Here is a 23,922-nt window from a genome sequence, read left to right as displayed (position 1 = left end):
GAAACGACCCATGACCCCAGGGCGAGTCACGTTCAAAACGATGACAACCGAGCATTTGAACGATGCTGTCGAATTGTCACGTCATGTTGGATGGCCGCACCGTCGTGAAGACTGGGAGCTGATGCAGTCGCTCAGCCAAGGTCTCGTTGTCCAGGAGGAAGGACGCGTGGTGGGGACGATTCTGATGACGCCCTATGGCGACGATGCCGCCAGCGTCAACATGGTCATCGTCGATGCCGCAATGCGCGGTCGCGGGCTCGGGCGCAAGCTGATGGAGGAGGCGCTTACCAAGGCAGGCGAGCGCACTTGCTATTTGGTGGCTACGCAGGAAGGGCTCCCACTCTACGAGAAGCTGGGATTTGTCGTGACCGGCAAGATCGTGCAGCACCAGGGCATGGCGCCGTCTGCAGATGCACCGGCACATGTGTCATGGGGCGAGGACGGCGACCACGCGCGCCTTGTCGCTCTGGATTGCGCCGCGTTTGGTCACGACCGGTCGGCACTCATGAACTCGTTGTGCGAGCGGGCGAAGTTCGCCGTCATTCGCGATGCAGGCGATGTCCAGGCGTTTGCCGCAATTCGTCGTTTTGGTCGAGGGCTGGTCATTGGGCCGGTGGTGGCGAGGACGCTGCACGAAGCGAGATGCCTGATCGACTTCCTGCTGGCCGACAGTGCGGGCGAGTTTGTCCGCATCGACACCAACGAATCCACGGCTCTCGGCGAGTGGCTCATCCGTCGCGGCCTGGCCCACGTCGGCGGTGGCGTAACGATGCGACGAATCGCAGACGAGCCGAAAGTCGAAATCAGGTCACACCAAACTTATGCGCTCGTTAGTCAGGCGCTAGGCTGAACCGGAGGAAGAAATGCTTGCAAACTCCCTGATCGAACTCGACCGTGCGCACCTGGTTCACCCGTTTTCATGCTATCGGAGCCACGAAGAGACGGGTGTGCGCGTGCTCAAATCCGCCAAGGGCGCTACAGTGACCGAGGCAAGCGGGAAAACCTTGCTGGACGGGTTCGCGGGTCTCTGGTGTGTAAACATCGGATACGGGCAGGAAAGCGTCGTCGAGGCAGCGGCCAAGCAGCTAAGAGAGCTTCCTTATGCGACGGGATATTTCGGGCTGGGGTCTGAGCCGGCCATTCGTCTTGCCGCCCGGCTTGCCGAATTGGCGCCTGGCGATCTGAACCATGTCTATTTCACGCTGGGCGGGTCCGACGCGATAGACAGCACCATCCGTTTCATTCGCTATTTTTATCACGCCAAGGGGACGCCGCGAAAAGACCAATTTATCTCGGTCGGGCATGGCTACCATGGATCCTCTACGGTTGGCGCAGGTCTGACCGCGCTGCCGGCTTTCCATGCGGGCTTCGGCGTTCCTTATGACTGGCAGCACAAGATTCCCTCGCACTACGCCTATCGCAATCCGGTCGGTTCCAACCCGCAGGCGATTATCGATGCATCGGTCGCGGCGCTGCGGGCCAAAATCGCTGAGCTCGGCGCGGATCGCATCGCGGCCTTCTACGCTGAACCTATCCAGGGTTCGGGCGGTGTCCTGGTTCCGCCGGCTGGCTGGCTAAAGGCCCTGCATGCCCTATGCAAGGAACACGACATCTTGTTCGTTGCCGACGAGGTCATCACCGCTTTTGGCCGCACCGGTCCCCTTTTCGCCTGTGAGGAGGACGAGGTCGTGCCGGATCTGATGACCACAGCGAAAGGACTGACGTCGGGCTACGTGCCGATGGGCGCCGTCTTCATGACCGACCATGTCTACAATACGATCGCGGACGGAGCCGGCAAAGCGGCTGTCGGCCACGGCTATACCTACTCAGCCCATCCGGTGAGCGCAGCGGTCGGGCTGGAATGCCTGCGTCTCTATGAAGAGGGCTTGCTCGAGAACGGTCGGAAGGCCGGGAAGCGACTGATGAGGGGCCTCCGCTCGCTCGCAGACCACCCGCTGGTTGGCGATATTCGCGGTCGCGGCATGCTGGCTGCGATCGAGCTGGTCACGGACAAGGAGCGCAAAACACCGCTGCCGGCGGCGGCCGATCCGGGGCGCCGCATCTTCGACCGGGCGTGGGGGAACGGCCTTGTCATTCGCGCCTTCAACAGCGGCATACTCGGCTTCGCGCCACCGCTCTGCTGCACGGACGACGACATCGATGGAATCCTCGAACGCACCAGGATGACGCTGGATCAAACCCTCGAAGACAAGGATGTGCGGGAAGCGATGAAGGGATGATCGTCTTCATGGGTGAAGCCACCCGATCCATGCGAGCGGGGCCTGAAGGAAATCCTCAGGTCTTGCCGCATTCCGTCAAGTGCCAAGAAAGTTGCAGTTAGGCGGACTTCCGCCGTAGCACACGGGCAGCGGAAGCGAACGATGGCGCCCGCTTGCCAGTCCCAGACTGCAGGGGTGGCCTTTTTATCTGTCGAAAATGACGTCGAGAGGCAAGTGGGATTTCACGATCGGTGACTTCAACACGACGAAGCTGAAATATTTGTCGATCCCGATATCCAATTCGAGCATGCGCTCCATGATAGTCTGATACTCGCTGATGCCCGCCGTCACGAACTTCACAAGGTAATCGTATCCGCCCGAAATCAGATGGCATTCGATGACGGAATCAACTTTCTGAATGGCGGTGAGAAATCTCGCGAAGTCGTTTTGTTGATGGTGCTTGAGCGTAACCTCGGTGAAGATCGTTAGAGTCTGTCCGAGCTTGGACACGTCGATCTGGGCGGAATAGCCGGTAATGAAGCCTTCCGCCTGAAGCTTCTTCACCCGCATCAGGCAAGGGCTCGGCGAAAGGTTGACCAGGTCGGCAAGCTCGACGTTGGTGACCCGCCCGTTCTTTTGCAGTTGGGATAAGATCTTGATGTCGATCTTGTCGAGTTTCATCGCAAACCTGTCACACGTTCGAACCGCGGATCGTCCGGCAGACGGCGTCCGTCACGTCCTGCGTGGTCGCTGTCCCACCAACGTCCGGCGTCAGCACGCCTTCACTCGTCACTGTTTCCACAGAGCTCATCAACCGGACGGAGGCTGCGCTTTCGCCCAGATGTTCGAGCATCTGGGCAGCGGTCCAGAACGTGGCGACGGGGTTGGCGATACCCTTGCCGGCAATGTCGAAAGCCGAGCCGTGAATTGGCTCGAACATCGAGGGATAGCGCCGCTCGGGATCAATGTTGGCGGTTGGTGCAACGCCGAGACTGCCCGCCAGCGCGCCTGCAAGGTCCGACAAAATGTCGGCGTGAAGATTGGTGGCGACGATCGTGTCGAGGCTGCGAGGTTTGAGTGTCATGCGCACCGTCATAGCATCAACCAGCATCTTGTCCCACGCGACGTCAGGGAACTCTTGCGCCACCTCGGCTGCGATTTCATCCCACATTACCATGCCGTGACGCTGCGCGTTGGATTTCGTGACAACAGTCAGGAGCTTTCGCGGCCGTGACCCCGCCAGCCGGAATGCATAGCGCATGATGCGGGCGACGCCGACGCGCGTGAAGATCGCGACTTCGGTTCCGACCTCCTCGGGGAGACCGCGGTGGGCGCGGCCGCCGTGGCCGGAATACTCGCCCTCCGAATTCTCCCTCACGATCACCCAATCCAGATCGCCGGGCCCAACGCCCGCCAGCGGCGAAACGATGCCGGGCAAAATCCTGGTCGGCCGCACGTTCGCGTATTGATCAAAGCCTTGGCAGATCGGCAGCCGGAGACCCCAGAGCGTGATGTCGTCGGGCACATCGGGAGCGCCGACAGCACCGAAGAAGATGGCATCGAAGCGCTTCAGTTGCGCCACTCCATCTTCAGGCATCATCCGGCCATTGGCCCTGTAGTAGTCCGATCCCCAGTCGAAGTGCTGGACGCGTAGCTTGAAGTCGCCGCAGCGCTGCTGCAGCGCCTCAAGCGCCTGGAGACCGGCGGCGATCACCTCTGGGCCGATCCCGTCGGCAGGAATGGCGGCAATCTCGTATTCGCGCATCGTTACTTCCCTGTTTGAGCAGTCGCGGCATCAATCTCGTGTGCGATCGACAGTACGTTGGCAAGCCATCTTCTCAGAATTCAGCGACCTTGCCCCATGCAGCGGTCTTCAGGCGTTCGGGCCTATAAGGACGCGGATCGACAACAGGCTCGCTGCCTGTGATGATGTCGGCGATCATATGCCCCGCGCCGGGGCCAATCCCGAACCCGTGACCACTGAATCCCGCCGCCAGGATAAAGCCCGGAATCCCCTCCACTTCGCCGATCGCGGGAATGCCGTCGGGTGTACTGTCGATATAACCCGCCCAGACATCGGAGATCGCCACGCGTTGGAGTTCGGGGATCAATTCGCAGGCTCTTCGATATGTCAGCTGAATTTGTCCCATGTCGGGCTTCGGGTCGAGAATCCGGTTCCGTTCCATCGGCGTAATGTCGTCAAGGCCCCATTTGCGCAGGCTTTCATGTCCTTGACGCCAGCCCTCGAAGGCCCCCGGGGCGAGATTGCGCCAGCGGCGGGCGAACATCGGTAGAAACTCGCGGCTGAACCTGAACTGCTGCGGCGTTGGGTCGACGCGAGCTCGTCCGCTGATCGCCAGCGCGTATCCACCGTTGCTGCGCCGCGTCAGCGAGACGCTCGTGGTATGCAGGGCATCGGGCAGGCCGATTGCGCCTGGCGCTACGGCTAGAATGGACTGACGCACGGCAGCTTGCGGGAAGCGCATGCCAAGCTGGTTGCAGAAGGAAGAAGCCCATGCGCCTCCGGCCATGACCGCGATCTTCGTACGGATGGTTCCCGCTTCCGTCACGACCCCGCTGACCTTGCCGGCGCTCAACTCCAGTCCACGCGCTGCGCAATGCTGATGCAAGGTACCGCCCGCCGCCATGATGCCACGCGCGGCAACCGGCACTGCCGTGGAGGGATCCGCCGTTCCGTCAGTCGGTGAGAAAACCCCGCCCTTCCATTTGCGTCCGGTCGTCTTGCCCTTCTCGGTGGCTTCCTCTGCGCTCAGCACGTGCGTGGTGACTCCGACCGTTTTCGCAAAATCGCGCCACCTTGCCCAGCCCGCCAGCTCATTTTCGTCCTGTGAGAGATACAGAAGCCCGCAGCGGCGAAATCCAGTATCCCCGCCAGTCTCCTGTGCCACCTTCTCCCAGAGATCGAGGCTCTTGGTTGCCATAGGCAACTCGCGCGCATCTCGGTTCTGCTGGCGGCACCAGCCCCAGTTTCGGCTTGACTGCTCGGCGGCCACGCGTCCTTTCTCTACCAGGGCGACGCTGACGCCGCGGCGCGCGAGATAATACGCCGTGAACACGCCCACCACGCCGGCGCCGATGACGACGACGTCTGCCTCGCGGGGGAGGGAAGGGCTGCACTCGATGTGCATGAGCGGCGCGGGCATCTGCGGAACTCCGGTAACTTTGAAGCATTCTAGCCCGCGCCGAGAATAGACAGGCTGCGGAGTTGTGTGCCTGGACGGAATATCCTGCCGTTAGCGGCCCTAAGGACATGCAATTGTTGCGTGAAAAGCTCGCTGGCGCCCACCTCTCAGAGGGAAGGTAGCTGAAGCCTAAAGCCATCTCGTGTGGAGGAGCGTCGATTGCGGATGCGGCCTAAAACTCAGCGACCTTGCCAGGGGACATGATGGATCTCGCTCTACGTCAGGCCTGGACGGCTTGGACGACGAAAAACTTCACCACGCGATTTTTACTTTCCCATCCGATCGATGCGCCCTGGGGCACGAAAAGCGCATCTCGGTGCCCGCCGACAGCACGCTGCCATCGGGCGCGGCGAATCGTACACTCGCGGCTAGCAGATGCATGAACTCGTTGTGGCGATGCGGGCGAACAACCCGGTGGTATGGGGTCGAATCCCACGTGCCCGCACGGTAATCCGCGCCGTCGCTGGAGAAGACGTTGTCGCTGCGGCATTGCGGGGCCGGGCCAAGCAAAGCCTCGGCCGGTAGCGAAGCAGACGGCTTGAAGTCGGCGTCGGCGCGCAACTGGACAAGGCCGGGCTTCGTCGGTTTGTCGCAAGCGGCCGCGCAGAACGAAAACCGCACGCCTGATTCAGTCTGGATGCGAAGCGTGGTGCCGCATCCGATGACAGCACCCGCTTGCGGACCGAGCACCAGCGGGGCCGCGCCGACCACCGTCAGGATCAGCTCTCCTTCCACCACGACGATGGTTTCGATGTGGGGGAAGCTTGCGACTTCGAGCTCGCCAACAAAGCTGGTTCGGCCCACGATATCGAGTCCGGCCCTTCCCAGGCGATTTCGCGATGCCCACAAAGGGATCATCCGAGCCGGACGCTGTCCTGCGGAAAGGGGTTGCAACGGGTGCGCCGTCGGCGCGATGCAGCACAATAGCCACGGTCATGATTGCTCCTGCGCGTCTGAAAACCTAGCAGTCGGTACCGTCCTGCTAAGCAGTCAACTGGGATCGATCAGAATGAGCGAGATCAGTTACCGGGGGTGGGTAGCAGGGTAGGGCGGTTGACGTTGCCACCAACACTTCACATCCTTCCTCGCCCAAGGCCACCGCACTGTGCTCAACGCCATATGGGACGACGATGAACTCTCCGGGTTCGATAATTTCTTCACGGTCACGAAATTGCATGAGCAGCCGTCCCCGGTGAACGAAGAACAGCTGATCGTCGTGCTGTCGAAATGACCAACTGGAGGCGTCATTGAACATGGCGACCTTGATTTGCATGGCGTTGACACGCCCCTCGACTTTAGGCTTCCAAGGCGCGCGCAGCCCGGCAAACTCAATTGACAAATTCTTCTTGTGAATTGGCGAAAGGTGCTTGTTCAGGGCAGCCACATCGCGAATGATTGCGGTGAGTTGGCTTGGTAGGTCATTCCCATTGGCCGGGTATCTGCCATCCAAAGCTGCGGTCCCAATCGTAAACCCAGCTGCGCCGGCGCCTTGGACGACTGCAATTCGTTCTGGGGTGTCGATCGAACCCGCAACATAGACAGGCTTGGCGACTGCAGCGCAGACGGCCTTCATCAACTCGGGGACGTTCTCCGCCGATCGGTATGCCAGCAGGTCCAGGCCATGCACTCCATCGTGCCCTGCAATCGCTTTGGCACTTTCGACAATTTCGTCGATGGCGCCTTCAAGCACGCTCGGATGACCGGCGATCCGACCCGGAAACGGGAAGTACTGGATGCCGGTGTCCTTGATGATAGGCAGCACGTCGTCTACCCGCGTGCCACCAAGAAGAACATCGACGCCGATTTCGGCAGCTGCCTTTGCCGAAGCAATTTCGCTTTCGCGGTCCAGTGACACGACTTCCAGGTAGGAGGTTGCACCGCCCGTCCTGATGGCCGCATTGAGGTCTTTCAGCTGCTCGATCGGCAAGCCGATATCCTTGAACCCGATGTGCCGCACGCCGAGGCTGAGCGCGGTTTGAAGTTGCTGGGCCGCGTCCGAAACCGTTCGGTCGTTGCGCGTGAGCATGAAGATGAAGCGTAACCCCATTGGTGTGGTTCCTTTCTCTAGTTCGTCTTGGTTTGTGCCGCCACGAGGCGCTTGGCGTAGGCAAGTGCTGTTTCCAAGCTGGCGTGGTCTGCAATTCCACGGCCCGCGATGTCGAACGCCGTGCCGTGATCTGGGCTGGTGCGGACGAACGGCAGGCCAAACGTGATGTTCACGCCTTTTTCCAACCCGAGATACTTCACAGGGATCAGACCCTGATCGTGGTATTGTGCCACCACAACATCGAATCGACCTTGACGAGCTTGCATGAAGACAGTGTCGCCAGGATAAGGGCCAGTGGCATCGATGCCCTCGGCTCGGGCCGCGTCGATTGCCGGTCGTATGATCCGGATTTCCTCGTCCCCGAAGAGGCCACCTTCACCTGCGTGCGGATTGAGACCCGCTACGGCGACACGCGGGGTCGCGAAGCCGAGAGCTTTTCCACCCTCATGGGCAAGCCGGATGGCGGATAGCTGAGCGTCGAAATCGCCCTGTTCGATCGCCTTGCTCAGCGACGTGTGGATGGTGACGAGCACCGTGCGGATGTCATCGTTGGCAAGCATCATCGCCACGCGCTTGGCGCCGCCGTAGTCGGCCAGAATTTCGGTATGGCCGGGGTAGCGGATTCCCGCGCTGGCCATCGCCTCTTTATTGATCGGCGCCGTGACGATGCCGCTCACATCTCCGGACTTCGCTGCGGCTATCGCCGCAACGATGGCGTCGAAGGCCGCCTGCCCGGAGATCGTGCTGATACGGCCGATTGGAGGAGGCTCGGTAATCCGCGAGGTTTCGATGACTTCAATTCGGCGCGGCTCGAATTGGACCGCATTGGCAGCGTTGATGCGTCGCACCTCGACGTTCAGCCCGAGCCGCCGCACGGTGTCTTGCATGACAACATAGCTACCGAACACGACGACGCGTTCGCCGCCCTTCGCAAGCACCTTCGCCACGATCTCCGGCCCAATGCCGGAGGCGTCGCCCATCGTGAGAGCAAGTGGGAGAATGTTCTTCATTGGGTGGCTCCCCGTATCCGCGCGACGGCGCGCGTCACGCAGTCAAGCCACGGGCGACGAAAGGTGCTGCACCATCTGCCGCGCTGGTGAGGTCATCGGCGAGGACCGCTATACTGGGTTGATGATTGGTGCGCATGCATCAACTAACAAAACCTCACTAAGGATGAATAGCGATAGTTTCTGACGAAATCGGTGATAGATTATCACTGATGGATCGCTCAGACATACCCTCGCTCGACGACCTGAGAGCGTTCGAAGCAACAGCGCGGCTGGGCTCGGTCCGGCTTGCAGCAGACTCGCTTGCGCTCACGCACGGCGCCGTCAGTCGCCGTATCACCAAACTCGCCAATGACAACGGGGTCAGGTTGTTTGAGAAGAATGGGCGAGGGCTGCGGCTCACCCCTGCCGGCGAGACACTCAACCTCACCCTCGGCAGGTTCTTCGGTGAGTTGGCCGCCACAGTTCAAAGCCTGCGTGCTGCCAATGCCGGGAAGAGTGCCCTGGTGCTCTCCTGCGAGCCTTCAATTGCCATGCGTTGGCTCATTCCGCGGCTGGGGGCGCTTCAAGTGGCGCATCCGAACATGGCCCTCCACCTCTCGGTAGGTGGAGGGCTGGTGGACTTTCGTAAGAAACAGGTCGATCTCGCTATTCGACGGCTGGACTTCGCTGTGCCTGAGACGTGGAACGTCCGGCCCCTTTTTTCCGAAAAGGTTGGGCCTGTCATGAGGCCGGAACTTGTGGCAGAGTTCGAACATGGCGACTATCTCGCTCTCGGGTCGAAGACCCGACCTGACGCCTGGGCGCAATGGCTGAAGACCCATCCGTCGGCGCGTCGACCCACAGAAATCCGGTACTTCGACAATCACGCGCTGATCGTCGAGGCTGCGTCTGCAGGCCTTGGCGTAGCCCTCAGTCCGCTCGTACTTGCGATTGACGACGTGGAACGAGGAAGCCTGGCGGCCCCTGCTGGCTTTGACCCTGACGGCAGTCAATATGGGTTGATATGGTTGGGCTCGAGTGAACTGGAAGGTATGGAGTTTGAACTCGCAGAGTGGCTTCATGCGCAGTTCAGCCGCCTGGGACCAAATCGCCTTTGAAAGGAGCGCTCTGGGAGCTTCGCCCAGTTGAGCGGGCCCGACCCCGGCGTCGAAAAAGCAGCACTGATGGGCAGGGTAGAGACCTCGATAAGCGGCCCTCTTTGCCGTGCTTGGTTCCACACTGCTTTTGTATGCATCCTATGAGCTTCGTGCACCGGACGCCGGTTATTACCTACGCACTGTCAATGCCTGGGCGGGCGGCAGTCTACTTCAAATGAGGAAACTTCCGCCGCGGCGGATCCTTCAAATTTCCTGGGGCAATGCCTCGCGGAAGCTCTTCTCAGTCGAGTCTTTGATAGGCCGCCCAAAATGCCGTGCTCGCCTTGGACATTAGACTCTCGGCCATGCCGCGCAGATTGAGGGGCTTGCGCTATCATCATCAGGCCAAACAGAGTGAAATGCCAACTGGGGCGTTCTTTTCAGAAGTTCCTGCCGCCGGAGTGCCAAATTTCGAAGACTCTGCGGAAAAAGAACAGTCAAACTGGCTGCAAGAACGGGGCACCCTTCCTTACGGCAGGCAAGCTCCAGAGGACCTCCGACAGGCAGAGTTGCCCGTTTGGAGCGTTCTCCAGGAAAAGGGAACAATGTCCGGTACGGGGATCGGACTACATAAGGGAGCCGCCAGGATGAGTAGAATCCGTCTCTCGCAGCCTCAGAGCGCGAAGCGCCTAAATGGCAAGGCTACGGCTGCTACGGTGACGCGTTGCTGCTCAAGGGGCGATGTTGCGGTCGGCAACAGGGTGGATCCGCTTCGATGGAATGGGAGGTGATCCAGATGGTCGCAAGCATCCAGGCTGTAGCCGCTCACGATGTGGCGCTTTCGGTGCGCGACCTCACGGTGAATTTGCCGAAAGGCATGGAACGAACCTATGCGGTCGAGAACATTTCCTTCGATCTGAAACGCGGCCAGATCCTCTGCATCATAGGCGAGTCCGGATCAGGCAAGTCGGTCACGGCGAACGCGATCATGGGGCTCCTGCCCAAGGTGATCCGCGTCTCATCGGGTTCAATACAGTTGGAGGGGATGAACATCATCGGCATGTCGCCCGACAAGCTGCGCAACCTGCGTGGGCGGGTCGTGTCGATGATCTTCCAGGATCCGCTCTCGGCGCTCAATCCCTTGATGACCGTGGGCGCACAGATTGACGAGGTCATGGCCGCGCATGGATACGGTACGCCAAAAACCTGCCGCGACCGCGCCATCGAGTTGCTCACCGAAGTGGGCCTCCCAGATCCCGAACTCATGTATCACCAGTACCCTTTCCGGCTTTCGGGCGGGCAGCGGCAGCGCGTCATGATTGCCATGGCCCTGGCGCTCGAGCCGACGGTGCTGATCGCCGATGAGCCAACCACTGCGCTCGACGTGACCACCCAGGCACAGATCCTGGAGCTGATCCGCGACATTCAGCGCCGCAAGGGGATGAGCGTAATGTTTATCACCCACGATTTCGGCGTGGTGGCGGAGATCGCCGACAGCGTCGTGGTGATGGAAAAGGGGCACATCGTCGAACAGGGCAGCGCCGAGCAGGTGCTGAAGTCGCCCAAGCATCCTTATACCCAACGCCTGATCGCGGCCGTACCGCATCTGACCGGTGAAGATCGCTCTCGTGCGGAGTCCGACAGCAAGCAGCCGATCCTGAAGGTCGAGGGTCTGGTTAAAACCTATCGTGGCGGCGGCGCGCTGTTTGGCGCCCAGCGGATAGTGAAAGCGGTGAACGAGGTTTCGTTCGAACTGGCGCCAGGCCGAACGCTTGGGGTCGTAGGCGAGAGCGGTTCAGGAAAATCCTCGCTGGGCCGGCTTCTCATCAAATTGCTGGACAGCGACGGCGGCGAGATTTTGTTCGAGGGGTCCGATATAGCCAAGCTTTCCGAAGCGAAGTTCCGCCCGCTCAGACCACGGATCCAGATGATCTTTCAGGATCCCTTTGCGTCCCTGAACCCACGCTCAACGGTCGGCCACATCATCACGGTAGGCCCGGTGGCACACGGGACGCCTTTTGCCCAGGCGCGCGAAGAAGCGCGTACGCTTCTGGCCCATGTCGGTCTCGATGCCGGCGCCTTCGACCGCTATCCGCACGAGTTTTCTGGTGGGCAACGCCAGCGAATCGGGATCGCTCGGGCTTTGATGTTCAAGCCGAAGCTGTTGATTGCTGACGAGGCGGTCTCCGCGCTCGACGTGTCGATCCAGGCGCAGATCCTGCAGCTTCTGGACCAGATCCAGCGAGAGACCGGCGTGTCGATGGTCTTCATCACGCACGATTTGCGTGTCGCCAGCCAGATCTGCGACGAAATCGCTGTGATGCAGAAAGGCCGGATCGTCGAGCGCGGACCGCCCTCGCAGATATTCCTGAACCCGCAAGCGGCCTACACGCGCCAACTCGTGGCGGCAATTCCAGGAGAGAGGCCGGGCAATGCCCGTCCAATTGCAGCAAACGCATGAAAAATAACAAGAGAGGAACTACGATGACCAAAAATTCAACGACTACATCCAACTATTCGAGGCGCCAGGCGCTGCGACTGATGGCGCTAGGTGGAGCTGCAGGCTTGATCGCGCCCAATCTGCTGGGCAAGTCGGCTTTCGCCAAGACCCCTGCCGCGGGTCCGGCCGGTCGCGTCGTCGTCGGTCTTTCACAAGAGCCAACGGTCTTCAATCCGTTGATGGCGCATATCGAAGTCGATGACGCGGTCCATTTCTCGGTTTTCGATGCGTTGGTCAGGATGGATGCTGAAGGCGTCCTCCAGCCGAATCTCGCAGCCGAGGTGCCAAGCCAGAAAAACGGCGGCATTTCGGAGGACGGCCTCAACTGGCGCATCCAGTTGCGTGACAATGTCCGCTGGCACGACGGTGAGCCCTTCACGGCCGAGGACGTGAAATTCACCCTGGAGCTCATCACGAACCCGAAGTTTCGCGCCTGGCGTACAAGCGGCCATTCGCTCGTTCAGGACATCACGGTGGTTTCGCCCACCGAGATCACTTGGCGGATGAAGGAGGCTTTTGCGCCCTATCTGTCGTTCCTGGCCGAAACCTTCATGGTGCCCAAGCACATTCTGGGGAAAGATGTCGATCCTAATACAGCGGCTTTCAACCAGGCGCCGATCGGCACCGGCGCGTTCAAGTGGAGCCAGCGGGTAGCGGGCGACCATATCGAGCTCGTCGCCAACCCGGAGTATACCGGCGAGGGTCCGTATATCGAGCAGCTCATCTTCAAATACATTCCCGATATGACGGTGCTCTATACGCAGTTCAAGAGCGGTGACGTCGACCTGGTCGATCAATCGTACATTACGGCCGACCATTATGCTGAAGCCCGCGCATTGCCAGACCGCGTGGTGACACTGGAGACCGGCGCATCCGTGGAGTCGATATACCTCAATCTGGGGCGCCCGCAGTTCAAGGATCTGGCAGTGCGCCAGGCGCTCTACGCCGCCATGGACAGGAAAGCGATCGTCGACACGATTTACTACGGCGTGGGCACTCCCACCGAGACGTTCATGCCGAAGGAGTCCTATTACTACAATCCGAACCTGCCCGCGCAGGAATTCAATCTGGACCGCGCGCGCCAGATTCTGGATGAGGCCGGCTGGGCGCCAGGCCCAGATGGAATCCGCGCCAAGGATGGAGTGCGACTGTCCTTTGCGAATTCGACAACATCAGGCAACAACCTGCGCGAGCAGACGCAGCAGTTCTTGCAGCAGACGTTTGCCGAGATCGGCGTCGAGATGACGATCTCGAACTTGCCGGCTGCGGTCATGTGGGGCGAATTCTGGCTGAAGTCGCAGTTCGATACCGCCATGGTGGGCGTCACCTATCTGATTGCCGCGGACCCCGACGCCACAAACCGCCTCCATACGAAGGCAATCGCCGCTCAAGGCGGACACGGTTCGAACACCGGACAATATTCCAACCCCGAAGTCGATGCCCTGCTTGAAAAGGGTGCTCGCAGCTTCGATCAGGAAGAGCGGCGCGGGATCTATAATCACGTACAGGAAGTGGTGCGCCATGATCTGCCCTTCCTGCCGCTGTTAGCGATCACAAACGTGCTCGGACGCAAGGCAGGGTTGGACGGTTTCAAGCCCAATGCCAACACGCGCACCGCGTCGTGGCATGCCGCAGATTGGCGCTGGAAGGCCTGATCCATCCTATTGCCGCCGCCGGATTGCACTGCGGCGGCGGCAACAGACTAAGTCGCCAACCCACAACGGAGGACTCGAATGCGCGGCTTCCTGCTCAATCGCCTTTCGCAGAGCCTGATACTGCTTGTGATCGTTTCGATCATCGGCTTCGGGATTCTGAACCTCCTTCCTGGCGGCCCGCTGGCGCAATTCGGACTCGATCCCGGAATGACCCAGCAGGATATCGAGCGCCTCAAGGGGCTGCTGGGCCTCGATCGACCCATATGGATCCAATATCTGGACTGGGCTTGGCGGCTGGTGCAGGGCGACTGGGGTCACTCCTTCCGCGACGGAGCGCCGGTATTGCAGATCATTGGCAGCCATCTCTTGGCGACGCTGCTGCTGATGGGATCCTCAACCGCGATTGCGATCTCTCTTGGCGCCTGGATTGGAATTCGGGGCGCCACGCGCCGCTACTCGTTATTCGACTATCTCGCAACTGTCGGTGCCATGGTTGCATTGTCGGTACCTACCTTCTGGTTCGGCCTCGTCGGCATCTACATTTTTACCTTGAAGTTAGGCTGGCTGCCCGCGGGCAATATGTCCGAGATCGGCGATAGTTCGATCCTGGGCTATCTCCATCATTTGATCCTGCCAAGTATCGTGCTGTCGCTGGTCCATGTCGCTATCTGGAGCCGCTACATGCGGACGGCTACTCTCGACGCCATCAGCCAGGACTTCGTCAAGACGGCTCGGGCCAAGGGGTTGAGTGAACGCCGGATTTTGATGAAGCATGTCGTCGGCAACGCCCTTTTGCCGATGATTACCCTGGCGGGGATGCAGCTTCCCAGCGTCCTGACCGGTGCGCTGGTGACCGAAACTGTCTTTACCTGGCCAGGAATGGGACGTTTGTTCCTCGATAGCCTTGGTTACAGCGACTATCCGGTTGTTATGGGGCTGCTGATGTTCTCGGCTATCCTCGTTCTGCTTGGAAACCTGATCGCCGACATTGTCGTCGCTATTGTCGACCCGCGCATTCGTCTGGCTTGAGCGCGCAATTTTCCCGACAGGAGACAGCCGATATGACCGCCCTCACGGCAAATACAAATGCAGCTCCAAGCCGCTGGACAAACAACCGCGCGGCGCTTCGTTTCATGCGGCATCGCCTGGCGCTGCTCGGCTTGGCGATGATCGTCTTTCTGTGTCTCGCTTGCGTCGTCGGCCCCCATCTCCTGCCTTATGACTCACTGTATATCGATCTGCGGGCCCGCTTTGCTCCTCCGCTTACGGGCCACCACTTTCTGGGCACTGATCCGCTCGGCCGCGACCTGGCGGCAAGGCTCTTGATGGCGGGACGAATCTCGTTGCTGGTGGGCTTCTTCGCCATGCTGTTGTCGACGCTAGTAGGCACGCTCGTCGGGGTAATTGCTGGATACCGCGGCGGCTGGATAGGAGCCTCGCTGATGCGCATGGTAGATGGCTTTCTGGCCTTCCCGTCTATCTTCCTTGTGCTGGCCCTTGCCGCAGCCCTGAAACCCAGCCCGATAATGATTACCGTCGTCATCGCTGCGACCAGCTGGATGGAAGTAGCCCGAATTGTGGAGGCCGAGGTCCGCTCTCTTCGCGAGCGCGAATTCGTCCAGGCCGGGCGAATGCTGGGGCTGAGCGGCACACATATCATGTTTCGGGAGATCCTTCCCAACGCCATCGGTCCAATTATCGTTGCTTCGACCTTGACGGTTGCGCGCGCCATTCTCATGGAGGCCTATATCAGCTTCCTCGGCTACGGGATCCAGCCGCCACTACCGAGCTGGGGCAACATGCTCAATGGCGCCCAGCAATATCTGGGCAGCGCACCATGGCTGGCAATCATTCCCGGAGCTGCCATCACCATCGCGGTGACCAGTTTCAATTTCATCGGCGACGGACTGCGTGACGCGCTGGACGTGCGAGATGACCATATTTGAAGTGCCGCGAGCGATACATTCCTAAACCCCGGAACACCAAGAGAAGTCAGTCACGTGCAAGAGCCCGAAATCGCCGAAAAGAACACGCCCTACTGGTGGGAAGCGGCGCCCGTCATGCCGCTGCCGCGGCAGCCGCTGGCAAAGAAGCTCGACGCGGTGATTGTCGGCGCCGGCTATGCCGGGCTTTCGGCCGGGCTTGCGCTGGCGCGCGAGGGGCGCTCGGTTGCCGCTTTCGATGCGATGCATCCGGGTGAGGGTGCTTCCACGCGCAATGGCGGGATTACGAGCGGGAGCATCCGGCCGGATGCTGCCACAATCAGCAGGCGTTTCGGTGAAGAGAAGGCCATGGCGATCGAGGCCGAGGGCAAGATCGCGCGCGAATTCCTCTACGACTTCATCAAGACCGAAGGGCTCGACTGCGACTTCCGCCTGGTCGGCCAGTTCAAAGGCGCTTTCGGCTATGAACAGTATGAGAAGATGGCGCGCGGCGCCGAGAGGCTGGCGAAGAAACTGGGGATCGAGTCTTACGCCGTTCCGCATGCCGAGCAGCGGAACTATATCGGCACCGATTTCTACCGCGGCGGAACCGTTCGGACGGACATTGGCGGGCTGCACCCCGCAAAGTTCCACGCTGAACTCCTGCGGGTGGCGCTCGCATCCGGATTGACGGTTCATTCGCACACGGCGGTCAAGTCGATCGAGAGGAATGGTTCGGGCTTTCGCGTGGTGACTTCCGCTGGGACGGTGGATGCGCGGCAGGTTCTGGTCTGTACCAACGGTTATACCGACGGCGCCGCACCCTTCTTGCGCCGCCGGCTGGTTCCGGTCCGCAGCCGGATCATCGTGACCGAGGAATTAGCGCCCGATGTCATGGCACGACTGATGCCGAAGCTGATGACGATCACCGAGAGCCGGCAACTCGGTTTCTATTATCGTCCCTCGCCTGACGGAAAACGCATTCTGCTGGGGGGGCGCGACAGTTCTCGTGTCGGCGATCCGATTGCCCCGAAACTTCTCCTGCGCAAGGGCCTGGTGAACCTCTTCCCGGAGTTGGAGAACGTGCGCCTTTCGCATTGCTGGTTTGGCAACGTAGCGATGAACCGCGACATGCTGCCCCGCGTCTTCGAGAAGGATGGTATGGTCTATGCCACCGGCTTCTGCGGCTCGGGCGTGGTCTGGGCGCCGTGGATCGGTATGCGTGCGGCCCACAAGCTGATGGGGCATGGCGAGCAGTCGCGCACGGCGTTCGACTTTCGACCGCCTTCCGCCATCCCGCTCTATCGCGGCAATCCGTGGTTCATGCCGGCGATTATCCAGGGCTATCGGTTGCAGGACCGTATCGCCTTCTGGCGCGCCAGCCGCTGATCGCCGACGGTGACGGCCTTTTGACCATTCGTCGCTGCGGCCCAGATGGAGGCACCGCGGAGCTTGAGGGGCGCTGGCGAAGCGCTATGGGATCAACCAGAAGACCGTCGCGAAGTTGCAGAGTCGGATCTGTGTTCTCGATCTACCGACTGGGCCGACGGAGGTTCGGTCGACGTGCTCACGGTCGAGGAAGAGGCCGTCATCGTCGCTTTTCGACGCTATACGCTACTGCCGCTGGGTGACTGCCTCTATGCGTTGCAGCCGACGATCTCGCATCTGAGACCTCGTCATTGCACCGCTGCCTGCAACGTCACTGCGTCAGCCGCTTGGACAATGTCGAAGGCGACCGGCCGGCGAGAAGAAGTTCAGGAGCGATCCGATCGGTTACTTTCCATACGCCGCCCTGCGCCGAACTGGAACTCGGTCGGGCTTGAGCAGTTCGTATCGACCAAGGGATCAAAAACCCGCACATCTGGCGAAGTCCTAGATCATTTCGGCACATTCTTTCGAGCGCACGATGCGATGAAGGGCTGATCGGAACTTTGCTTCCGCATTCTTGGCAGCCGAGGTTGGTTGGAACATGTCGCCCCGAGTCGAACGTATTCACAGCGATGAGCGTCTCCCGGCCGTAGTCGACGTCGTCATCGTCGGCGGCGGCATCCTCGGCTCTACGGCCGCCTATTTCCTGGCGAAGCGTGGCCTCTCTGTGGCTCTGCTCGAGAAGGGCCACGTCGCCTGTGAACAATCGAGCCGAAACTGGGGTTGGTGCCGCCAGCAGAACCGCGATCGGCGCGAACTGGCGCTCTCGGTGATCTCCATGCGACTATGGGACGAGCTGACGCGGGATATCAATCGCGATCTTGGATTTCGACGCTGCGGTCTGGTCTCTGCGACTCACGACGAGGCTGTGCTCGCCGGTTGGGAAAGGTGGCGCGAGGTCGCCAGGGAGTACGAGGTCGACACCCGCATGCTGAGCCGGGCGGAGGTGGCCGAGCGCGTCCCCGAAGCGCGCGACAAATGGGTCGGCGGGACCTATTCGGGCCGGGATGGCAAGGCCGAACCTGCGCTTGCCGCACCGGCTATCGCCGAGGGGGCCAGAGCTCTGGGCGCCACCATCCACCAAGAATGCGCCGCGCGGGCGCTCGACTTGGCCAATGGCAAGATTGCGGGCGTGCACACGGAGAAGGGCTACATCAGAACCAGCGCGGTGCTGTGCGCCGCTGGCGCCTGGTCCTCGCGCTTCCTTAGGCCGCTCGGGATCAGTTTCCCCCAAGCGAGCATCCGGCAGACCGCGCTGCGTTCCACCCCCACAATCAACATAGGCGAGGCGATCTCCACACCCTACTGCACGATCACGCGCCGACTGGACGGCAGCTATACGCTTGCGATCAGTGGCAAGGCGAACCTCGAAATCACGCCCCAGGCTATCCGGTATAGCCGGGAATTCATGCCGCAATTCTTGCGTCGCCTAAAGAACGTCAGGCTCGGCATCGGCCAATCGTTCCTTTCGGGGCCGGATTCAATGCCGGCGCTGCTGACCAACGACGATCGGATCTTCGAACAGAATCGGGTGCTGGACCCTCCACCCTTAAAATGGCTGGTAAGCCAAGTGGTGGAGAGTGTCCGGAAGACCTTCCCCCAACTCGGCGATATAGAGATCGATAGTGCCTGGGGCGGCTTCGTCGATTGCACGCCGGACGCAGTGCCCGTGGTGTCGCAGGTGGACGGGGTAAAAGGCCTCGTCCTCGCGGCGGGCTGCTCGGGCCACGGCTTCGGTTTGGGCCCGGGGCTTGGTTATCTGGCCGCACAGCTTGTCGTAAACGACACGCCTTGCGTCGATCCTACACCGCTCCGCCTGTCGCGTCTGGTCGACGGCTCGAAGCTGGACATCGCCGCTATCTGAAGATCAGCCGGAAGTCAGGCCTGACGCCCACCAACAATCGCCGCTATGGCCTGCAGGACAAGATCGCATGGTGGCAGGCCAGACGCTGACGGCTGAAGCTGGGCGGCCCATTGACCATGCAGCGCTGCGGCCCCGGCTGAACGAGCGCGCCGACAAGGAGGAGCATCACATGCACTACATCTCGACGCGAGGCCACCCCCAACGCAGGAAGTTTTGCGAGATACTGCTTGAAGGTCTGGCGCCGGATGGCGGGCTCTATGTGCCCGAGACGTACCCGCTCGTGGATGACGCCATGCTGGATCGGTGGCGGAGGCTGTCCTATCCGGACCTCGCCTTCGAGATCCTGTCGCTCTACATCGACGATATTCCGCCCGCCGATCTTAAGACCATCTGCGCGAAGACCTATACGCCCGAGGTTTTCGGGACGACCAGGATCGTGCCGGTGCGCGCGCTTGAAACGTGTCTCCACGTGGCGGAACTGTCCAACGGCCCCACGCTGGCGTTCAAGGACATGGCGATGCAGTTGCTTGGCAATCTCCTAGAGTATGAACTGGCGCGGCGGGGTGAGGAACTGAACATCCTCGGGGCGACCAGTGGCGACACGGGCAGCGCGGCGGAATATGCCATGCGCGGCAAGAAGGGGGTGCGGGTCTTCATGATGTCGCCGCACGGACGCATGAGCACCTTTCAGCAAGCTCAGATGTTCAGCCTGCAGGACGAGAATATCCATAACATCGCCATCGAAGGGGTCTTTGACGATTGCCAGGACATCGTGAAAGCCGTGTCCGGCGATGTTGACTTCAAGAGGCGCCACCGGATAGGCGCCGTCAATTCGATCAACTGGGCCAGGCTGGTGGCTCAGGTCGTCTACTACTTCTCCGCCTACTTCCAGGTCACCGCGGGGAACACATCCGAGGTCGACTTCACCGTTCCTTCGGGGAACTTCGGAAACATCTGCGCTGGTCACGTTGCGCGCATGATGGGGCTTCCCATATCCCGTCTCGTCGTTGCAACCAACGAGAACGATGTGCTCGATGAGTTTTTCCGCACCGGCGTGTATCGCTTGCGGGGCCGCGCGGACACGTATGAAACATCAAGCCCATCGATGGACATTTCCAAGGCCTCCAATCTCGAGCGTTTCGTCTTTGAACTGCTCGGTCGCGATGCGGGCCGGACGAAATCAATGTTCGACGACCAACTCAGGCGACGAGGATCGTTCGATCTCAGTGGCGATTCCGCCTTCGCGCAGGTGGCCGCTCGTTTTGGCTTCTGCAGCGGCAAGAGCACGCACGCCGACCGGTTGGAAACGATCCGTGACACTTGGCGCCGCTTCAACACGCTGGTCGACCCACACACAGCTGACGGCATCACGGTCGCACGCAGGCACTCCGTTCCGGAGATGCCGATGATCGTGCTCGAGACGGCCCTGCCGGTCAAATTCGCGGAGACCATCAGGGAGGCTTTGGGCCACGAGCCAAGTCGTCCAAAACGGTTCGATGGAATAGAAGACTTGCCGAGACGATTTAAGGTCCTTCCCGCCGATACACAGACCGTAAAGACCCACGTCGCCGAAATTTTGCAGGCTGCGGCCCGCTGAAGAACTGTTTGAACAATCGGAGACCGCTATTTCCGCCATGGCTGTATATACGGAGCTATCAGTCGACGAAGTCGCAGCGCTCTTTGGGGCGCTGGGTCTGGGCTGGCCGCGTTCTGTTCGGGGCATTACGACCGGAATTGAGAACACGAACTACTTCGTAGATACCGAAACCGGAGAGTATGTGCTCACCTTGTTTGAGCGCCTCACATTCGAACAATTGCCTTTCTACCTTCATCTCATAAAACACCTTGCGGCGCGGCGAATGCCGGTCCCGAATCCGGTTGCCAACGCGAGTGCCGAAATCCTTCACTCGCTGAAAGGCCGGCCTGCTGTGGTCGTCAACAGGCTTCCTGGCGAAAGCGTGACAGCACCGACAGTGTCACATTGTCGCTCTATCGGGGAGATCCTGGCGCGAATACACGTGGCCGGGACCGATTACCCACGACACCAGGTCAATCCGCGAGGTCTCGAGTGGTGGAACGAGGTGGTGCCGGTGGTCGGCCAATACGTGTCCGATGGACAACGGTCGCGGCTCACCAGCGAGCTGACCTTTCAGAACCAAATTGCTGTGTCTCCCACCTACGAACAACTCCCCAGGGGGCCGGTGCACGCCGATCTCTTTCGTGACAATGTGTTGTTTGCCGGCAGTCATCTGACCGGCGTCTTTGATTTCTACTTCGCCGGATGCGACGCCTTCCTTTTCGATATTGCTGTGTGCCTCAACGACTGGTGTGTCGATGACTGCACCGGCCGCCAAGACAGTGAGCGAGCAGCCGCTTTCTTAGGCGCTTATGGGTCCGTTCGAGCGCTTACACCAGCCGAACGCATATTGCTTCCCGCGATGCAACGCGCTGGAGCATTTCGCTTTTGGCTATCGCGTCTGTGGGATCTGTACCAGCCTCGGGAGGCTGCAATCCTCAAAGCGCACGATCCAAGCTACTTCGAGCGTATGTTATGCGTGCACAGGGGAGAAATCGTATGAGCAAGGCTGCGAAGATCATCAGTGGAAGCGAAGGCAGGATGGCACCGTCTCTCAACGACCACGTTCGCGAGCTGCTTTCGCAGATCGAGACGGAGGGCCTGTACAAACGCGAGCGCGTCATCACCTCGTCCCAGTCGTCCGAGATCGAGGTTGGCGGCCGCAAGCTGCTCAATTTCTGTGCCAACAACTATCTCGGCCTCGCCGACAGCGAAGAGCTGCGTGAGGCGGCGAAGGCCGCGCTCGACCGATACGGCTATGGCATGGCGTCGGTGCGATTCATCTGCGGCACACAAGAGGAACACAAGCAGCTCGAGGCAAAGATATCGAGCTTCCTCGGCATGGAAGACACGATCCTCTATGGTTCCTGCTTCGACGCCAATGGCGGCCTGTTCGAGACGCTGCTTTCGGAAGAGGATGCGATCATCTCCGACGCGCTCAACCATGCCTCGATCATCGACGGCGTGCGGCTCTCCAAAGCGAAACGCTTCCGCTACACCAACAAAAACATGGAGAGCCTCGAGGAAGAACTGAAAAAGGCTGAAGGCAGCCGCTTCAAGCTCATCGCCACTGACGGCGTCTTCTCGATGGACGGCATCATCGCGAATTTGGCAGGCGTCTGCGACCTCGCGGAAAAATATGATGCAATGGTGATGGTGGACGACAGCCACGCTGTCGGCTTCGTCGGTGAGCATGGTCGTGGCACGCCGGAATATTGCGGCGTCGAGGGCAAGGTGGACATCATCACGGGTACGCTAGGCAAGGCGCTGGGGGGTGCCTCGGGTGGCTATACGGTGGCGAGCAGGCCGGTGGTTGACTGGCTGCGCCAGCGCTCACGGCCTTACCTCTTCTCCAACACACTGATGCCAGCGATCGCGGCAGCGTCCCTCAAGGTGTTCGACATCATCGAGAGGGGCGACGGGCTGCGTGAACGTCTCTACGAGAACGCGCAGCGCTTCCGCTCCGGGATGGAAAAGCTCGGCTTCACATTGGCCGGAGCAGACCACCCGATCATTCCGGTGATGATCGGCGATGCTGCGCTGGCTTCGCAGATGGCCGACATGCTGCTTGAGCGCGGCATCTATGTGATCGGCTTTTCCTTCCCGGTGGTGCCGAAAGGTCAAGCGCGGATCAGGACGCAGATGTCCGCCGCCCATTCGACAGCCGATATCGACCGGGCAATTGCAGCGTTCGGTGAGGTCGGCCGCGAACTCGGAGTGATTGGCTGATGTCCAACATGATGCGCGCACTCGTCAAAACTCGCGCCGAGCCAGGCATCTGGATGAAAGAGGTGCCGGTGCCGGAGATCGGCCCTAACGACGTGCTGATCAAGATCAAGAAGACGGCGATCTGCGGCACCGACGTGCATATCTACAATTGGGACCAGTGGGCGCAAAAGACGGTGCCAGTGCCGATGGTGACCGGCCATGAATTCGTCGGCACGGTCGCCGATTTCGGCGCAGCGGTCACCGAATACAAGGTCGGCCAGCGCGTGTCGGGCGAGGGCCACATCGTCTGCGGTCATTGCCGCAACTGTCGCGCCGGGCGAGGGCATCTGTGCCGCAACACGCTCGGCGTCGGCGTCAATCGTCCGGGCGCCTTCGGTGAGTATCTGGCTATCCCACAGCACAATGTCGTGCCGATCCCCGATGATGTGCCGGACGAGATCGCCGCCATCTTCGATCCGTTGGGCAATGCCGTGCACACGGCACTCTCCTTCGATCTGGTCGGCGAGGACGTGCTGGTCACCGGCGCCGGGCCGATCGGCATCATGGGCGCGCTCGTCGCCCAATGCGTCGGCGCGCGAAAAGTGGTCATCACCGACATCAATCCGGTGCGGCTGGCGCTTGCGAAAAAGCTCGGCGTCCAGCATGTCGTCGACGCGTCCAAGGAAAAGCTGCGCGATGTCATGCCGGCACTCGGCATGACCGAGGGTTTTGATGTCGGCCTCGAAATGTCGGGCGCAGCCCCCGCCTTCCGCGACATGATCGACACCATGAACAACGGCGGCAAGATCGCCATTCTGGGCATCGCCCCGACCGGATTCGAGATCGACTGGAACAAGGTCATCTTCAAGATGCTGCATCTCAAGGGCATCTATGGCCGCGAGATGTTCGAGACCTGGTACAAGATGATCGCGCTGGTGCAAGGCCCGCTGGATGTCAGCGGCCTGATCACGCACCGCATTGGGATCGATGATTTTCAGACGGGGTTTGATGCGATGCGCAGTGGCAGTTCGGGCAAGGTGGTGATGGACTGGTAGGCGGCGGTCGGGACTAGTCTCGAGAGGCGCGATCTACGGCATGAACTTCCGGGGCCACGCGTTTCCGATTCCTGAGGATTTCCCACTCAGGGCTGCCGTGTGTGGTTGCGCTCGTACGGGGCCGCGGAGCTCTGTCGTATGGCTCTTTGTTCCAGTGCA

Annotated in this window: 19 protein-coding genes and 1 pseudogene; 14 read left to right on the top strand and 6 right to left on the bottom strand. The window is 60.6% G+C overall.

Features of this window, described 5'->3' with window-relative positions:
- Positions 1-10: 10 nt before the first annotated feature.
- Complete coding sequence (locus RPF88_RS07830) at positions 11-850, top strand: GNAT family N-acetyltransferase (RefSeq protein WP_337122115.1); 840 nt, start codon at positions 11-13, stop codon at positions 848-850.
- A 13-nt stretch (positions 851-863) separates the two neighbouring features.
- Positions 864-2,240 carry an aspartate aminotransferase family protein gene (locus RPF88_RS07825; RefSeq protein WP_224674304.1) on the top strand — a complete coding sequence of 459 codons (1,377 nt, stop codon included), beginning with the start codon at positions 864-866 and terminating at the stop codon, positions 2,238-2,240.
- Between the two features lie 183 nt (positions 2,241-2,423).
- Here RPF88_RS07825 and RPF88_RS07820 read toward each other — a convergent pair whose 3' ends face one another.
- The 6 genes from RPF88_RS07820 to pdxA form a co-directional block, all read right to left on the bottom strand.
- Complete coding sequence (locus RPF88_RS07820; protein WP_064994330.1) at positions 2,424-2,900, bottom strand: Lrp/AsnC family transcriptional regulator; 477 nt, start codon at positions 2,898-2,900, stop codon at positions 2,424-2,426.
- 10 nt (positions 2,901-2,910) lie between these two features.
- Entirely contained in the window at positions 2,911-3,984 is a 1,074-nt protein-coding gene (locus tag RPF88_RS07815; protein WP_337122114.1) for a tartrate dehydrogenase, read from the bottom strand.
- Positions 3,985-4,057: 73 nt separating this feature from the next.
- Positions 4,058-5,383: an NAD(P)/FAD-dependent oxidoreductase gene (locus RPF88_RS07810; protein ID WP_337122113.1), complete on the bottom strand. Its 1,326-nt coding sequence runs from the start codon at positions 5,381-5,383 to the stop codon at positions 4,058-4,060.
- 291 nt (positions 5,384-5,674) lie between these two features.
- Entirely contained in the window at positions 5,675-6,226 is a 552-nt protein-coding gene (locus RPF88_RS07805; protein WP_198327511.1) for a cupin domain-containing protein, read from the bottom strand.
- Between the two features lie 178 nt (positions 6,227-6,404).
- A complete protein-coding gene (locus tag RPF88_RS07800) occupies positions 6,405-7,469 on the bottom strand; it encodes a cupin domain-containing protein (protein WP_337122112.1) in 1,065 nt (354 codons plus the stop codon).
- A gap of 17 nt (positions 7,470-7,486) precedes the next feature.
- Complete coding sequence (gene pdxA, locus RPF88_RS07795; RefSeq protein WP_337122111.1) at positions 7,487-8,479, bottom strand: 4-hydroxythreonine-4-phosphate dehydrogenase PdxA; 993 nt, start codon at positions 8,477-8,479, stop codon at positions 7,487-7,489.
- Between the two features lie 209 nt (positions 8,480-8,688).
- Between pdxA and RPF88_RS07790 the strand changes: the two genes are divergently transcribed.
- The 12 genes and pseudogenes from RPF88_RS07790 (at position 8,689) to tdh (ending at position 23,763) form a co-directional block, all read left to right on the top strand.
- Positions 8,689-9,576 (top strand): LysR family transcriptional regulator, encoded by an 888-nt coding sequence (locus RPF88_RS07790; protein WP_337122110.1) that lies wholly within the window; start codon positions 8,689-8,691, stop codon positions 9,574-9,576.
- A gap of 775 nt (positions 9,577-10,351) precedes the next feature.
- Complete coding sequence (locus tag RPF88_RS07785; protein ID WP_224674382.1) at positions 10,352-12,016, top strand: ABC transporter ATP-binding protein; 1,665 nt, start codon at positions 10,352-10,354, stop codon at positions 12,014-12,016.
- A gap of 23 nt (positions 12,017-12,039) precedes the next feature.
- The gene (locus tag RPF88_RS07780) at positions 12,040-13,710 is read left to right on the top strand and encodes a peptide ABC transporter substrate-binding protein (protein ID WP_337123864.1); all 1,671 of its coding nucleotides are present in this window, start codon (positions 12,040-12,042) and stop codon (positions 13,708-13,710) included.
- Positions 13,711-13,788: 78 nt separating this feature from the next.
- Positions 13,789-14,739, top strand: coding sequence for an ABC transporter permease (locus tag RPF88_RS07775; protein WP_127366272.1), 951 nt, complete (start codon positions 13,789-13,791; stop codon positions 14,737-14,739).
- 32 nt (positions 14,740-14,771) lie between these two features.
- Positions 14,772-15,656 carry an ABC transporter permease gene (locus RPF88_RS07770; protein WP_064994339.1) on the top strand — a complete coding sequence of 295 codons (885 nt, stop codon included), beginning with the start codon at positions 14,772-14,774 and terminating at the stop codon, positions 15,654-15,656.
- Positions 15,657-15,770: 114 nt separating this feature from the next.
- Complete coding sequence (locus RPF88_RS07765) at positions 15,771-17,021, top strand: NAD(P)/FAD-dependent oxidoreductase (RefSeq protein WP_442921289.1); 1,251 nt, start codon at positions 15,771-15,773, stop codon at positions 17,019-17,021.
- A 73-nt stretch (positions 17,022-17,094) separates the two neighbouring features.
- A pseudogene (locus tag RPF88_RS07760) lies at positions 17,095-17,412 on the top strand (IS481 family transposase); the annotation flags it as partial.
- Between the two features lie 189 nt (positions 17,413-17,601).
- Positions 17,602-18,924 carry an NAD(P)/FAD-dependent oxidoreductase gene (locus tag RPF88_RS07755; protein WP_337122109.1) on the top strand — a complete coding sequence of 441 codons (1,323 nt, stop codon included), beginning with the start codon at positions 17,602-17,604 and terminating at the stop codon, positions 18,922-18,924.
- Between the two features lie 67 nt (positions 18,925-18,991).
- Positions 18,992-20,521, top strand: coding sequence for a threonine synthase (thrC, locus tag RPF88_RS07750; protein ID WP_337122108.1), 1,530 nt, complete (start codon positions 18,992-18,994; stop codon positions 20,519-20,521).
- Positions 20,522-20,558: 37 nt separating this feature from the next.
- Entirely contained in the window at positions 20,559-21,503 is a 945-nt protein-coding gene (locus RPF88_RS07745) for a homoserine kinase (RefSeq protein ID WP_127368619.1), read from the top strand.
- A 38-nt stretch (positions 21,504-21,541) separates the two neighbouring features.
- Positions 21,542-22,729, top strand: a complete 1,188-nt coding sequence (locus tag RPF88_RS07740) for a glycine C-acetyltransferase (protein WP_337123863.1) — start codon at positions 21,542-21,544, stop codon at positions 22,727-22,729.
- The gene (gene tdh, locus RPF88_RS07735; protein WP_337122107.1) at positions 22,729-23,763 is read left to right on the top strand and encodes an L-threonine 3-dehydrogenase; all 1,035 of its coding nucleotides are present in this window, start codon (positions 22,729-22,731) and stop codon (positions 23,761-23,763) included. Before RPF88_RS07740 ends, tdh begins: the two co-directional genes overlap by 1 nt.
- Positions 23,764-23,922: the final 159 nt, after the last annotated feature.

Source organism: Mesorhizobium sp. ISC11 (genome assembly GCF_037162595.1).
Taxonomy (GTDB): domain Bacteria; phylum Pseudomonadota; class Alphaproteobacteria; order Rhizobiales; family Rhizobiaceae; genus Mesorhizobium; species Mesorhizobium ciceri.
The sequence above is the reverse complement of the archived record's forward strand: the minus strand, read 5'-3'. Positions and strand labels throughout refer to the sequence as shown.